At 55.7% G+C, this 14,599-nt stretch carries 11 protein-coding genes; all 11 read right to left on the minus strand.

From position 1 onward, the window contains the following. Positions 1 to 25: 25 nt before the first annotated feature. Positions 26 to 1,339 (minus strand): TolC family outer membrane protein, encoded by a 1,314-nt coding sequence (locus UN63_RS09765; protein ID WP_104486572.1) that lies wholly within the window; start codon positions 1,337 to 1,339, stop codon positions 26 to 28. 21 nt (positions 1,340 to 1,360) lie between these two features. Continuing rightward, on the minus strand, positions 1,361 to 2,746 hold the full coding sequence (locus tag UN63_RS09770) for an HlyD family type I secretion periplasmic adaptor subunit (protein WP_104486573.1): 1,386 nt from the start codon (positions 2,744 to 2,746) through the stop codon (positions 1,361 to 1,363). Continuing rightward, positions 2,739 to 4,883 carry a type I secretion system permease/ATPase gene (locus UN63_RS09775; protein ID WP_104486574.1) on the minus strand — a complete coding sequence of 715 codons (2,145 nt, stop codon included), beginning with the start codon at positions 4,881 to 4,883 and terminating at the stop codon, positions 2,739 to 2,741. The genes UN63_RS09770 and UN63_RS09775 overlap by 8 nt, the downstream gene beginning before the upstream one ends. Before the next feature lie 202 nt (positions 4,884 to 5,085). Further along, on the minus strand, positions 5,086 to 6,165 hold the full coding sequence (gene fbaA / locus UN63_RS09780) for a class II fructose-bisphosphate aldolase (protein ID WP_104486575.1): 1,080 nt from the start codon (positions 6,163 to 6,165) through the stop codon (positions 5,086 to 5,088). A gap of 69 nt (positions 6,166 to 6,234) precedes the next feature. Then, positions 6,235 to 7,398: a phosphoglycerate kinase gene (gene pgk / locus UN63_RS09785; protein WP_104486576.1), complete on the minus strand. Its 1,164-nt coding sequence runs from the start codon at positions 7,396 to 7,398 to the stop codon at positions 6,235 to 6,237. Between the two features lie 33 nt (positions 7,399 to 7,431). Further along, positions 7,432 to 8,451: an erythrose-4-phosphate dehydrogenase gene (gene epd, locus UN63_RS09790; protein ID WP_104486577.1), complete on the minus strand. Its 1,020-nt coding sequence runs from the start codon at positions 8,449 to 8,451 to the stop codon at positions 7,432 to 7,434. A 178-nt stretch (positions 8,452 to 8,629) separates the two neighbouring features. Continuing rightward, complete coding sequence (locus UN63_RS17080) at positions 8,630 to 8,791, minus strand: hypothetical protein (RefSeq protein WP_181068221.1); 162 nt, start codon at positions 8,789 to 8,791, stop codon at positions 8,630 to 8,632. Positions 8,792 to 8,891: 100 nt separating this feature from the next. After that, positions 8,892 to 10,277 carry an MFS transporter gene (locus tag UN63_RS09800; protein ID WP_104486579.1) on the minus strand — a complete coding sequence of 462 codons (1,386 nt, stop codon included), beginning with the start codon at positions 10,275 to 10,277 and terminating at the stop codon, positions 8,892 to 8,894. 209 nt (positions 10,278 to 10,486) lie between these two features. Further along, positions 10,487 to 12,658, minus strand: a complete 2,172-nt coding sequence (locus UN63_RS09805; RefSeq protein WP_104486580.1) for a malate synthase G — start codon at positions 12,656 to 12,658, stop codon at positions 10,487 to 10,489. 384 nt (positions 12,659 to 13,042) lie between these two features. Continuing rightward, positions 13,043 to 13,750 carry a phosphate signaling complex protein PhoU gene (phoU, locus tag UN63_RS09810; RefSeq protein WP_104486597.1) on the minus strand — a complete coding sequence of 236 codons (708 nt, stop codon included), beginning with the start codon at positions 13,748 to 13,750 and terminating at the stop codon, positions 13,043 to 13,045. Positions 13,751 to 13,764: 14 nt separating this feature from the next. Continuing rightward, positions 13,765 to 14,583, minus strand: coding sequence for a phosphate ABC transporter ATP-binding protein PstB (gene pstB, locus UN63_RS09815; protein WP_104486581.1), 819 nt, complete (start codon positions 14,581 to 14,583; stop codon positions 13,765 to 13,767). Positions 14,584 to 14,599: the final 16 nt, after the last annotated feature.

The following is a 14,599-nucleotide window of genomic DNA, read 5'->3' on the forward strand; positions in this document are numbered from 1 at the left end:
CTCTCTCCTTTTTATTTTTTAGCTTTTAGCTTTTGGCCTGCCACTGTTCCGGCTGAGTGAACCGCAGCGCCTCAAGCAGCTGCCCGGACGCATTCATGATGCGATACTCCGCCAGTAACTGATCGTACTCGGTGTCGATGTAGGAACGTCGGGCCTCGAACAACTCGTTTTCGGTGTTCAGGACGTCCAGCAGGGTCCGGCTGCCCAGTGAAAACTGCTTCTTATAGGCATCGACGGTATTGAAGCTGGCTTCCACATGTTTACGCAGAAAGTTTTTCTGCCGGCCAAGCGATTCATACGCAGCCCAAGCCAGGCGCATACCTTCTTCAACCTGACGATGTGCGTTCATGTGAATATCCTTGGCCTGCATCTCCAGTGCCGAGGTCGAGCGACTGCGTGCCACATCGGCACCGCCGTTAAACAGGTTGTAACGCATACGTACCATGGCGGTGAAGTCGTTATTATGACCACGAACACCGTCAATATCGTCATTCCAGCCGCTGTCCAGCTCCAGATTCACCTTGGGATAAAAACCGGATTTGGCGTCTTCATGCTGATAACGTGCCGCGTCCACATCAAGCGAGGCAGATGCCAGCGTTGGATGTTTTTCCTTGGCAATCACCAGCGCTTCATCCAGCGTGGGCGGAATGAAATTGGCATCCGTTTTGGGCTGGCGCAAATCACCCGGCATGTCATTCACTAGCGAGATAAACTGGCTTTGCGCATCCCGCAGATTGTTTTCGGCAGCCGTCATATTGGAATAGGCCCGCGCCACCCGCCCCTGAATCTGGGTAAAGTCGGCGGTAGAGCCCACTCCGGAATCGGTCCGGCGTTGAATATCGGATAAAATCTGTTCGTGCGTTTCCAGATTTCGGCGCGACAATTCGACAATTTCATCCTTACGTAGCACATCCAAATATACTTCCGCTACGCGCAGAGCGATATTTTCCGCATCGGAGAGCAGGGTATAACGCTGCGCATCCGCTTCGGCCTGAGTTCGGTGCACGTTGCTGGAAGTTTTGAAACCATCAAACAGTAACTGGCGCAATGAAAGGCCGGCCTCTTTGCGCGTCAGGGTCTTGTCGGCCCTGTCACTGCCGTCCCGGGTTCCCGGACTGTCGGTATATTCATAACCTATACCGGCATTGGCATCCAGGGTGGGCAAATAACCAGAAAATGCCTCATCCTGCTCGTATTGCCGGGACTGATAAAGGTGAAACGCTTCCTTCACCTTGGGGTGGGTTATCAGAGTCTGGGTCACCGCCTCTTCCAGAGTCTGGGCCTGTACCGGCAATACCAGAGCGGCACCGACCAGCACTGCAATCGTCGTTTTTTTCATTTGTATTTCTCCCTTCCAGATTCAACGCTCACGCAAAGCGCTCTGCCTTGCTCTTAATATGGGTTTGAGCAGGTAATCCAGTACCGTTTTTTTACCCGTTATGATATCGACCCCGGCCTGCATACCCGGAATAATCCGGAGCGGTGCCGTTTCTTGTCCCAGAAAACTTTCACTGGTACGAATGGTCGCCAGAAAAAAAGTATTGCCTTCTTCATCCTGGATAGAGTCGGCACTGATTTTCTCCACTTCACCGACCAAGCCACCATAGATAGTGAAATCATAGGCGGTAAACTTGACCATTGCCTCCAGTCCCGGGCGTAAAAAACCAATGTCTTTCGGCTCAATACGGGCTTCTACCAACAAAGTATCTTCCAACGGCACTATTTCGACCAGATCTACCCCCGGCTGCACTATGCCACCCACTGTATTTACATTAAGGGTTTTGATGGTGCCTTTGACCGGTGAGGTCACCGAGGTTCGCCGCACCCTGTCCTGCAGGCCAACCTCTCCCTGCTGCAACTGAGCCAGCCGGTTACGCCGCTCGTTCAGCTCTTTCTGAGCTTCGGAACGGAAGGTCAGGGCCACCTCCTTGCGCTTGAAGATGTTTTCCCGCAGGGAGGCGTCAAGCTTGGGCAACAGCAACCGGGTCGACTCCAGCTCCCCCTGCATCTCGTTCAGCTGCCGTTCTAGGCGCAGAATTTCAACCTGGGGCACTATGCCTTCCCGGGCCAGCGGACGGCTCATGTTCACTTCACGTGCGGCCAGCGAGACCCCCCGCTGCAGCGTACGCACCTTGGCATTGGTCTCGATGACTTCCTGCTCGCGCTGCTCTATCTGATTGCCGAAAATGGACAGCTGGTTTTTAACGAACCCCAGCCGTTCGCTGAACAGGGATCGCTGAAACTCGGGCTGCCCCGGATATTGCTCGCGAAAATCATCGGGAAACTCCAGGTCGACTTTTTCAACCTTTACCTGAGCCCGCCAGGCCAGACCCGGGTCTTCAAGAATATGAATCGAGTTTATCTCTGCCTTTAACCGCCGCACATCGCCCTGTAATGCCGCAATTTCCTGTTCCCTCTCCCGCAAATCCGATAAAAAACGGGTGTCATCGATCAGCAGCAACACCTGTCCCTTTTCAACCTGCTGCCCTTCACGGATATAAAGTTCCCGGACTATGCCCCCCTCCAGGTTGGACACCACCTGGATCTGGCTGGAAGGGATAACCTTGCCCATGCCAGAGGTGACTTCTTCCAGCTCGGCAAAATACGCCCATATCAAAGCCACCGTCACGAACAGCAGCATGCTCCACAGCAGGGCCTTGCCCGCTCTGGGGGTATTCAACAACACGGCGGCGGCGATGTCATTGGTATAATCGAGCAACTCTGGCGGCAATGTTTTTTTACCCATAACTGGCCTCCTTGCTACGTACCTTGCCAGACTTCAGCTGCTGCAATACCTGTGCCTTGGGCCCATCCGCCACTATTCGCCCTTGCTCCAGCACTATGACCCGGTCAACCACCTCCAGCATGGAGGTGCGATGGGTCACCAGCAGCAGGGTCTGTTCGGCCCTGAGCTTGAGCAGCTCCTGACGAATATACAGCTCGGAACGGTTATCCATGTTGGAGGTGGGCTCGTCCATCATCACCATCACCGGATCGTTGAGCATCGCCCGGGCGATGGCTACCGCCTGGCGCTGACCACCGGACAACTGGCGGCCGCCTTCGCCGACCTGCTTGTCCAGACCATCGGGATCCTGGTTAGTAAACAGGGTCACCCCCGCCCGCTGTGCCGCCGCCAGCACCTGACTTTCTTCCGCCAGCGGATTGGCAATCACTATGTTGTCTCGAATGGTGCCGAAGAACAGGTTTACATCCTGTGGCACACAACCGATATTGCGTCTCAGAGCCGCCGGTTGCAGCTGGCCGATGTCGATGCCATCAATACGAATAGCGCCGCCTGTCGGTTTATACAAACCCGCCACCAGCCGCTCCAGTGTCGTCTTGCCCGAGCCGATACGACCGATAACGGCCACCTTTTCTCCGGCCTTGATATGCAGGCTCAGGTTGCTCAGCACATCATGCTCGGAGCCCGGATAACGAAAGCACACCTGATCAAACTGAATATCGCCGCTGAATACCGGATGATGAATAAAGCGCCGTCCCGCTTCCTGTTCCTCGGGGGCAGCCATAATCTGCTCCAGAATCCCCATGGCGGAGCGGGCCTGGTTGTAGCGAGTCGACAACACCGATAGCTGCACCATGGGCGCTATGGCTCTGCCGCTCAGCATCACCGCCGCTATCAGTCCGCCCATCGACAAGTCACCGGCGGCAATCAGGTACACCCCCAGTACAATCAGGCTAACAGTGGTGAATTGCTGAGTGACACTGGCCAGGGTGGATACCGAGTTGGTCAGGCGACGAGTTTTCATGCCCCAGCTGGCAATATGGCTCACCGCCTGCTCCCAGCGGTGCTGAAAAGTTCCCTGAGCACCAAACAACTTGATGGTTTCCAGCCCCGCTATGCCTTCTACCAGGTTGGCATTTTTCTGGGATGCCAGCCGCGATCCTTCTTCTATGCTGCGTTTCAACGGCCGCTGGATCAGCACACTGAAGCCGATCAGCAACAAAATCGCGATAACCGGCACCCACACCATAGAACCGGCGAAAATCCAGATGATCAGCAAAAACAGGAAGGAAAACGGAATATCGACCAGTGCCGCCACCGTGGCCGAGGTTAGAAAGTCCCGGACCGACTCGAATTCCTGCAGATGCTTGGCGAAGGCACCGGTAGAAGGTGGCCGGGCCTCCATGCGCATCCCCATCACCTTGGAAAAGATCTGTGCAGATAACAATACATCCGATTTTTTGCCGGCCACATCGATAAAGTGACTGCGTAGCATGCGCAGCAGAAAATCGAACAAAAACACGATTCCGGCGCCGATCGCCAGCACCCACAAGGAGTCAAAAGAGAGGTTGGGCACTATCTTGTCGTACACGTTCATGGTGAACAGAGGCGTGACCAAGGCAAAGATGTTGATCAGCAAGGAGCCAATCAACACATCCCGGTAGATGGAAAAGGAGCGCCGCAGGGTACCCCAGAACCAGTGCCCATCATGACTGTCCAGTATCTTGGGGGATCGTTCATCGAAGCGAAATTTGGGTTTGGTAAAAATAACGTGACCGTTGTAACTGGCCGACAGTTTTTCAAACGACAACCATTGTTCACCTTCTCCCGACCCTGGCAGCATGACCCGACAGCGGGCCTGCTCGGTATCCGTCTCCAGCAGCACACCGGCGTCGCCTTCTTTCAACAACAGAATGCAGGGCAGCAACAAGTCCGAAATATCGTCGAGCGAATAGGCCGCATGATGGGCCGATAACTCGGCCCGTTCGGCCGCGCGAGAAAACAGCAGCGGCGTCAGCCTGGCTTCCGGCAGTGGCAACCCGGATATCAGGGCTTCCCCCTGCCAGGGGTGACCATAGAGTTTGGTCAGGAACACCAGGCAATGCAGCAAGGGATCCTGAACCGATTGTGAGTCCTGCATGAATGAAGATGCTCCCGTCAGTAGCGCATGGGTCTTATTCTAGTGAAGTTATGGTTACTGCGCAGAGATGAGTAAAAAAACAGCAGATTGATGACCGAACGACACCGTGCCGTACCTGTCGAGTATCAGGGGCAACGTGGAAAGGCGAGCAAAAAAATACCGGCACTGGGCCGGTATGATTTCAAACTTTAAAGGCTAATATTTACAATACGTTAACGGCATTCAGTTCTTTGAACGCCTGTTCCAGGCGGGCCATCATGCTGTTCTGGCCTTCGCGCAGCCAGACCCGCGGATCGTAGTATTTCTTGTTCGGCTTGTCGTCACCGTCCGGGTTTCCGATCTGACCCTGCAGGTAATCCTGTTTTGCTTTGTAATAATCCATCACACCGGCCCAGGTCGCCCACTGGGTATCGGTATCTATGTTCATCTTGATCACCCCGTAACCGATGGACTCCTTGATTTCTTCGGCAGAAGAGCCGGAGCCACCGTGGAACACGAAGTTCAGTGACTTGGCCGGCAGACCGAATTTTTCGGACACATACTTCTGGGAGTTATCCAGGATCTGCGGCGTCAGTTTGACGTTGCCCGGCTTGTATACGCCGTGCACGTTGCCGAAGGAGGCGGCGATGGTGAACTTGTCGCTGATAGCGCTCAGTTTTTCGTAGGCATAGGCCACGTCTTCCGGTTGGGTGTAAAGCAGCGAGCTGTCCATGCCGGTGTTGTCGACACCGTCCTCTTCACCACCGGTGCAGCCCAGCTCGATTTCCAGGGTCATGCCGATTTTGCTCATGCGCGCCAGGTATTGGCCGCAGATCTCGATGTTTTCTTCCAGGCTTTCTTCGGACAAGTCGATCATGTGCGAACTGAACAGCGGCTTGCCGGTCTCGGCAAAGTGCTTCTCGCCCGCGTCCAGCAGGCCGTCGATCCAGGGCAGCAGCTTCTTGGCCGCATGGTCGGTATGCAGAATAACCGGCACCCCGTAGGCTTCGGCCAGCGCATGCACATGACGAGCACCGGAAATGGCGCCCAGAATGGCGGCCTGGTGACCTTCCAGCTTCAGACCCTTACCGGCGAAGAAGGCGGCGCCGCCGTTGGAGAACTGGACCACCACCGGCGCCTTGACCTTGGCGGCGACTTCCATCACGGCGTTAACCGACTCTGTACCCACCACGTTCACCGCCGGCAGCGCGAATGCGTTGGCCTTGGCGATGGTAAATATCGTCTGCATATCGTCGCCGCTGACTACACCCGGCTTTACCACATCAAAAATTTTCTGGGACATTATCTTGCTCCTGTAGGAAAAGCATTCGGCCGGCAACCAGTGCCAGCTGATTTGAATCAGTAATACCGGTTAGCCCTTGGCTCTCTGCTCAAGCATGGCCACCGCCGGCAGTGTCTTGCCTTCCACAAACTCCAGGAAGGCGCCGCCACCGGTTGAGATATAGGAGATCTTGTCCTTGATTCCGAACAGGTCGATGGCCGCCAGAGTGTCGCCACCACCGGCGATGGAGAAGGCGTCGCTCTCGGCAATGGCCCTGGCCACAATGTCGGTGCCGCGACGGAAGTTTTCAAATTCGAACACGCCCACGGGGCCATTCCAGATGATGGTCTTGGCGTTTTTCAGGATCTCGGCCAGCTGTTCGGCAGACTCGTCACCCAGGTCGAGGATCTGCTCGTTGTCGGTCACTTCGGACACATCCTTGAGAGTGGCCGCTGCGGTTTCGGAAAACTCGGTGGCAGTGCGTACATCGGTGGGCAGCGGAATATCACACTTGGCCATCAGTCGCTTGGCTTCCGGGATCAGGTCCGCTTCATGCAGCGACTTGCCTACGTTGTGGCCGGCGGCGGCGACGAAGGTATTGGAAATTCCGCCCCCCACCACCAGCTGATCGGCGATGCCGGACAGAGATTCCAGCACGGTCAGCTTGGTGGAAACCTTGGAGCCACCTACTACCGCCACCAGCGGCCGGGCCGGGTTATCCAGCGCCTTGGCCAATGCTTCGAGCTCGGCAGATAACAAGGGGCCGGCACAGGCGATGGTGGCAAATTTGGCTACGCCATGAGTGGAGGCCTGGGCCCGATGGGCGGTGCCGAAGGCATCCATCACAAACACATCACAAAGGGCCGCATACTGACGAGACAGGGCCTCGTCATCTTTTTTCTCGCCTTTATTGAAGCGCACGTTTTCCAGCACCACCAGCTCGTTGGCGGCAAGCTCCACGCCGTTCAGATAATCTCTGGCCAGACGTACCGGCACAGACAGGGCGTGCTGCAGGTAATCTACCACCGGCTGCAGGGAGAACTCGTCGGCGTATTCACCTTCGGTGGGGCGGCCGAGGTGAGAAGTCACCATCACCTGGGCACCCTGAGCCAGTGCCGCTTCGATGGTCGGCAGCGAGGCCAGGATACGGGCGTCGGAGCTGACCTTGCCGTTTTTAACCGGCACGTTCAGATCGGCGCGGATCAGCACCCGCTTGCCAGACAAGTCGAGTTCGTTCATTTTGATGACAGACATAACGCGTCCTCTATATTGCAGTATTAGTGTTTTTTAATTCGTGTCGACCGGCTTGAGCCAGGCCAGACTGGTATCCAGCATCCGGTTGGCAAAGCCCCATTCGTTATCACACCACATCAGCATCTTGATCAGGTTGGCGTCACTGACCCGGGTTTGGGTGCCATCGATGATGGAAGAATGAGGATCATGATTGAAATCTACCGAGACCAGCGGCGCCTCGGTATAGCCGAGAATCCCCTTGAGCGGCCCGGCGGCGGCCTCGCGCAGCACCCGGTTGACCGCCTCGACCGTGGCCTTGTTGTCCACGATTACGCTCAAATCCATGGCGGTTACGTTAATAGTGGGTACTCGCACCGAAATGGCCTCGAACTTACCGGCAAAATGCGGAAGTATGCGTTCAACGCCCTTGGCCAGCTTGGTATCCACCGGAATGATGGACTGGCTGGCGGCGCGGGTGCGGCGCAGATCGGGATGATAGGCATCGATCACCTGCTGATCATTCATCGCCGAATGAATGGTGGTGATGTTACCGCACTTGATATTGAATACCCGGTGCAGGGTCTCGATCACCGGCACCACGCAGTTGGTGGTACAGGAGGCGTTGGAAACAATGGTCTCGTCACCGGTCAGTTGCTGATGATTGACGCCGTAGACGATGGTGGCGTCCAGATCGTTGTCGCCCGGATGGGAAAACAGCACCTTTTTGGCGCCCGCCTTCAGGTGCAGCCGGGCATCGGCCCGGCTGGACAATACGCCGGTGCATTCCAGCACCAGATCGACGCCCAGCTCGGCCCAGGGCAGCCGGGCAGGATCGGGCTCATGACATAAACGGATGATATCGTCTTCAATCTCGAAGGCACCCGGCAACAGCGTCACCTCCCGGCCGAAACGTCCGTGGCTGGAGTCGTAACGGGTCAGGTGAGCCATGGCCTCTGGCTCGGCCAGTTCGTTGATGGCGACGATCTTCATATACCGGTGCAGATCACGTTCGTAAAACGCCCGTAATACACTGCGTCCGATACGGCCGTAGCCGTTAATGGCGACTCGAATCATTTACTCTTGTTCCTGTGGGCATAAAGGCGATACCGGGCATTTCCCTTCCGGTACTGAAATCAGGCACAAGTCTAACGGGGATTGAAACCAAGGGGAATGGCTGGAGAAGTGATGGAGCCCTAAAAAGGAAAACCCCGGCTGCCAAGGCAGTCGGGGGAGTCATCAAAACAGGGGTTAATCAAACGCCTTCCAGCTCTATTTCTCGCTGGTCGGCCCGAACAGGGTCGTCGGCTTGATGCTGCAACCAGCGCAGCAACTGCGCCGGATAACAATCATCCGCCGCCGACATGCAAAGCGGTAACGACAGGTGGGGGGGCATCATCTGCGGCACATAATCCATGATCTTGTCCTCGCTGGTGAAACAAACCTCAAGTGACCCTAACATCTCCTGTTGACGGTTTTATGACTGTATAACATTCCACCAGCTTATGCGACTCGACTCAGTGCGGCAACAGCACGGGCTCCTCTACCTCGGTATCGGGCTGGGGTTCGGGCTCAGGTTCGGGTAAGTCCAGTTCCATCTGGCAGGCCTGCGCTTCGGCAATGGCCTCCTGTTCCATATGCGGAAACACCTCTTCCATCGGCACTTCCACAAACTCTTCGTTTCGAGGATCCAGCTCGACAATGATACCCGCCGTGTCCGCCGGGGTCTGAATATAGTGGGCCTGTTCCAGCACCGGCACCGAAGTGCTGCGCCACTGCCAGACCCATGTATAGGTTCCCAGCAGCAACGCCACCCCGGCACAACCATAGTAAAGCCCCTGGGCCCCGAGCCAGGTCATCATGCTGGAGCTGAACAGCGGCCCCAAGGTGCTGCCCAGACCGTAACTCAGCAACAAGGTTGTGCTGGCCGCGACAATATGGTGGGCCTCCATTCGGTCGTTGGTGATCGCCACCGCCACCGGATAGATAGCCGCCACCATGCCCATATAGAGTGAAGAAAAACCGATCAGAAACCAGAGGTTCAGATGCCCCATAAACACCACGCCCAAGGCGCTGCCAACAATCAGAGCATTGAGCCAGACCATGATTTTGCTGCGGTCTAGCCGGTCACATAACCGGCCTAGCGGCCAGGCAAACAGGATAAAGGTAAATACCGAGGCCGCCATGAAATAAGACAGCTGGTCTACCGGCAGGCCAACGTCAATGGCATAGACAGGAGCCATCGAATAGAAGCTGCTGATCAAGACCCCACTGCACAAGGCCGCCAACAGCCCCACCGGCGCATCCTTGATAATGGCTTTCACGCTGATGCGCTCGCTGTGCTCTATAGTCGGTGCTTCCACCCGACTCAGCGACAGTGGCACCAGCGCCGCGGTCAGCACGATGGCACCCAGGGTAAAGGGCACAAAGGCCACCGGATCGATCAGACCAATCAGCAACTGGCCGGCGGTCGCCGCAATGTAGGTACAAATCTGATAGGTAAAAAACAGCGTCGCCCGATATTCATTGGTGGCCACGGCACTGAACCAGCTTTCAATCACCACAAAACTGCCGGCTACCGCTATGCCCGCAAAGGCGCGTAACAGTGCCCAGACCCAGATACTGTCGGTCAACGGAAAGATCAGGGTGGAGCTGGCCAGGAAGGCACTGAACACGGCAAAGGCTCGAATATGCCCCACGCGCTTGATCACCCGGGGGCCATACAGGGAGCCGAGCACAAAGCCCACCGCGTAACACACCATAATGCTGCCGATCAGCGTCGGCTCAATGCCCCTGAGGCCCAGGTTGACCCCGAGCAGAGTCATGACAAAGGTGTTTCCCCCCATCAAGAGGAAGACGCTGAAAATCAGGGCAGAAAGGGAAATAACCAGACGTTTTATCATGAACGACCGCTGTGTGAATAAATGGATGAGATTGCCGTCAGGTTGACAGGAAACATAGGTGGTTAACACCCCGGATACACTTTTTTATCCGGCTTTGATCACGATTATAAGACATGAGCTCATGATTTTTTTAAGCGGCGAACAGGCAAAAAAATCCCCGGACCAGCCGGGGATTTTTTAACAGCAACTTTTTAGCTGCAACAGGGTAATTAGCCCTGAGCTTTCAGCTTGCGACGATAAGCGTGCAGCAGTGGCTCGGTATAACCGCTGGGCTGAGTAGCGCCCTCGAATACCAGGTCACAGGCGGCTTTGAAGGCGATGCCATCGAAGCCTGGTGCCATATTGCGATACTGCGAATCGGCGGCGTTCTGCTGATCGACGATGGCGGCCATGCGTTTCATGGACTCCATCACCTGATCGTTGGTCAGAATGCCGTGACGCAGCCAGTTGGCGATGTGCTGAGCGGAAATACGCAGGGTAGCGCGGTCTTCCATCAGGCCGACATCGTTGATGTCCGGCACCTTGGAACAGCCCACACCCTGATCAATCCAGCGCACAACATAACCGAGGATACCCTGGGCATTGTTATCCAGATCCTGCTGAATTTCTTCGGCAGTCAGCTTTTCCGGGTTGGCCAGCAGCGGAATGGTCAGCAGTTCGTCCAGGCTGGCCGCTTCGCGTGACTTCAGCTCATCCTGACGAGACTTCACATTCACCTGATGGTAATGCGTAGTATGCAGCACGGCGGCGGTCGGAGACGGAACCCAGGCGGTGTTGGCACCGGCCATGGGGTGAGCGATTTTCTGCTCCATCATATCGGCCATGTTGTCGGGAATCGCCCACATGCCTTTACCGATTTGTGCCTTGCCCTGCAGGCCGGCAGCCAGACCGATGTCTACGTTGTTGTTCTCGTAGGCGCCAATCCAGGCCTGCTGCTTCATATTACCTTTGCGCACAACCGGGCCGGCTTCCATGCTGGTGTGAATTTCATCACCAGTACGGTCCAGGAAGCCGGTGTTGATGAAGACCACACGCTCGCGGGCTTCATAGATACAGGCTTTCAGGTTGACACTGGTACGGCGCTCTTCGTCCATGATACCCACTTTCAGGGTATTCTTGGCCAGGCCCAGTACCTGCTCGACACGGGCGAACAGTTCACAGGCAAACGCGACTTCTTCCGGACCATGCATCTTGGGCTTGACGATGTACACGCTGCCGGTACGGGAATTCTTGAACTGGCCGTTGCCTTTCAGATCGTGAATGGCAATCAGGCAGGTCACCAGAGCATCGAGAATGCCTTCCGGTACTTCGTTGCCGTCTTTGTCCAGTACCGCTTCGTTGGTCATCAGGTGACCGACGTTACGGACGAACAGCAGGCTGCGGCCATGCAGGTCGAACTTTTCACCCTGAGGATTGAGGTATTCGCGATCCGGGTTCAGGCTGCGGACGATTTCTTTGTCGCCTTTCTGTACCTTCTGGGTCAGGGTGCCTTTCATCAGGCCCAGCCAGTTGCGATACACACCGACCTTGTCTTCGGCATCGACGGCAGCAACGGAGTCTTCGCAGTCCATGATGGTGGACAAGGCGGATTCCAGCAGCAGGTCTTTGATACCCGCCTTGTCGTCTTTACCTACCTGGTTGGAGCGGTCGAACTGCAGCTCGATGTGCAGGCCGTTATTACGCAGCAACACGGCAACCGGAGTGGAAGCGTCACCGTTATAACCGGCAAACTTGCTGGTGTCGGCCAGGGTAGTGACTTCACCGTTTTCCAGGGTGACCTGCAGCTGACCGTCAATCACCTGATAGGTGTTGGCATCGGCGTGACTGCCGTTGGCCAGAGGCGCGGCCTGATCCAGCAGGTTACGACCCCAGGCAACAACCTTGGCCGCACGACGCGGATTGAATGCCTTGGTTTTTTCGGCGCCATCGGCATCGGAGATGATATCGCTGCCGTACAGTGCATCGTACAGGCTGCCCCAACGTGCGTTGGCGGCATTCAGGCAGTAGCGGGCATTGTTGACCGGTACAACCAGCTGAGGGCCGGCCAGGGTCGCCAGTTCTGCATCAACGTTGGTGGTGGTGATGGCGAAGTCATCGACTGCCGGCAGCAGGTAGCCGATGTCGGTCAGGAACTGCTTGTAGGCTGCTGCATCAAAGGACTGGCCGGCATGAGCCTGATGCCATTCGTCGATTTGACGTTGCAGCTGTTCCCGTTTTTCCAGCAGGGCGCGGTTCTTCGGAGCCAGATCGTTGACGATCTGTTCCATGCCGGTCCAGAAAGCCGCTGGCTCAACGCCAGTACCGGGGATGATTTCATTTACTACCAGATCATGAAGAACGGTAGCGACTTGCAAAGTGCCGAGGTGAGTACGTTCCGTCATAGTTGCTTCTTCTATTCTAGTTGTCAGTAGTTATGTTTAAGACCGATCACTAACCCTAATCGCTTGGGAGCGATAGTTTACCTCGTGAAGGGAGCCAGAGGCAAAGTCGAATTGCAATGAGTGCTCACAGGATATTTACAAATTGTGTATAAAAAGTCATTTATTTTATAATATTGCATATAATTCAATGATATAAACACCAATAACAACCCGGTACAATTCGTACATATTTTCAGCACTCGACGCCAGCGTGCCACTGCCATCTCACTCGAAAAGCTCGCATTTTCCATGCAAAGAACAGACAAAAAACAGACAAAAAAACGCGCTATCGCGCGTTTTTAAGCAACTCAAGGCCACCTCGTCCGATCTGGCAATAAGTGTCGTTTATCGGTCCAGCATGCTGTGAATGTCTTCATCGCTGGTGTGGCGCACGTCTTTGCCCTTGACGAAATAGATGATGTATTCACAGATATGCTGTACCCGGTCCCCTACCCGCTCCAGCGAGCGCGCGCACCACAGCACGTTGAGCACATGAGGGATAGAACGCGGATCTTCCATCATGAAGGTCATCAGCTCGCGAATGATCGACTCATATTCCCGGTCGACCCTGGCATCTTCCTTGTGCACTTCTATCGCCGCTTCCACGTCCATGCGCGCGAAGGCATCCAGCGACTCGTGCAACATCTTGACGGTACGCCGGCCCATGTTCTCCATCGACACCAGCGGCGGCTGCTTCTTGTCGGCGTTATCCAGCAGCATCATGCCGATACGCTTGGCCACATCGCCAATGCGCTCCAGATCGGTGATGGTCTTGATGATCGCCAGTACCAGCCGCAAATCCGAGGCCGCCGGCTGGCGTTTGGCGATGATACGGGTGCAGTCTTCGTCTATCTGTACCTCGAGTCCGTTCACCTTGTGATCGTTCGCCACTATCAGCCGGGCCATCTCCAGATCCTGCTTGTGGATGGCGGTAATGGCATCGGTCAGCTGCTGCTCGACCAGACCGCCCATCACCAGCACCTGGTTCAGGACGCCTTCCAGCTCAGTATTAAACTGACCGGAAATATGTTTCTTGAGGTTGTGGTTGTCCATCATCGCTGTGCTCCTTAACCGTAGCGTCCGGTAATGTAATCTTCGGTCTTTTTCTTGGCCGGAGTCGTAAATAGGGTATTTGTGTCGGTGTACTCAATCAGCTCACCCATATACATGAAGGCGGTATGATCCGATACCCGTGCCGCCTGCTGCATGTTGTGGGTTACAATCACCACGGTGAACTGTTCCTTGAGGGTGCTGATCAGCTCTTCAATCACCAGCGTCGAGATCGGATCCAGCGCCGAGGTCGGCTCATCAAGCAGCAACACTTCCGGCTCGATGGCAATGGCACGGGCAATCACCAGTCGCTGCTGCTGACCGCCAGACAGACCAAAGGCGTTCTCGTGCAGTCGATCCTTGACCTCATCCCACAGCGCCGCCCCGCGCAATGAACGCTCTACCGCCTCATCCAGCCGACGACGGTCGTTGATGCCCTGCAACCGCAGGCCATAAACCACGTTCTCATAAATCGACTTGGGGAACGGATTGGGCCGCTGGAATACCATGCCTACCTGCCGACGTAGGGCCGCCACATCCACCCCTTTGCCGTAGATGTTCTGATCGTGCAGCAGAATTTCGCCTTCGATGCGGCAATTCTCCACCAGATCGTTCATCCGGTTGATGCAACGCAGCAGCGTCGATTTACCGCAGCCTGACGGACCGATAAAGGCGGTCACCTGGCCCTTGGCAATGTTCATGTCCACGTTGAACAGCGCCTGCTTTGCGCCATAGAACAGGTTGAGGTCACGGACCTTCAGCGCCGTCTGCTTGTCCGTCAATTTGCCGAGATCGAGGGTCGCATCCTGGCTCATGGTGGTTGCTACATTAATCATCTTATTACCTCAAAAT

It is taken from the genome of Oceanisphaera arctica (assembly GCF_002936955.1).
GTDB classification, from domain to species: Bacteria; Pseudomonadota; Gammaproteobacteria; order Enterobacterales; family Aeromonadaceae; genus Oceanimonas; species Oceanimonas arctica.

Excerpts from the sequence above, each read along its gene's own strand:
- UN63_RS09765 (WP_104486572.1), bottom strand. The coding sequence starts at position 1,339 with ATGAAAAAAACGACGATTGCAGTGCTGGTCGGTGCCGCTCTGGTATTG.
- UN63_RS09770 (WP_104486573.1), bottom strand. The coding sequence starts at position 2,746 with ATGGGTAAAAAAACATTGCCGCCAGAGTTGCTCGATTATACCAATGAC.
- UN63_RS09775 (WP_104486574.1), bottom strand. The coding sequence starts at position 4,883 with ATGCAGGACTCACAATCGGTTCAGGATCCCTTGCTGCATTGCCTGGTG.
- fbaA (WP_104486575.1), bottom strand. The coding sequence starts at position 6,165 with ATGTCCCAGAAAATTTTTGATGTGGTAAAGCCGGGTGTAGTCAGCGGC.
- pgk (WP_104486576.1), bottom strand. The coding sequence starts at position 7,398 with ATGTCTGTCATCAAAATGAACGAACTCGACTTGTCTGGCAAGCGGGTG.
- epd (WP_104486577.1), bottom strand. The coding sequence starts at position 8,451 with ATGATTCGAGTCGCCATTAACGGCTACGGCCGTATCGGACGCAGTGTA.
- UN63_RS17080 (WP_181068221.1), bottom strand. The coding sequence starts at position 8,791 with ATGGATTATGTGCCGCAGATGATGCCCCCCCACCTGTCGTTACCGCTT.
- UN63_RS09800 (WP_104486579.1), bottom strand. The coding sequence starts at position 10,277 with ATGATAAAACGTCTGGTTATTTCCCTTTCTGCCCTGATTTTCAGCGTC.
- UN63_RS09805 (WP_104486580.1), bottom strand. The coding sequence starts at position 12,658 with ATGACGGAACGTACTCACCTCGGCACTTTGCAAGTCGCTACCGTTCTT.
- phoU (WP_104486597.1), bottom strand. The coding sequence starts at position 13,750 with ATGGACAACCACAACCTCAAGAAACATATTTCCGGTCAGTTTAATACT.
- pstB (WP_104486581.1), bottom strand. The coding sequence starts at position 14,583 with ATGATTAATGTAGCAACCACCATGAGCCAGGATGCGACCCTCGATCTC.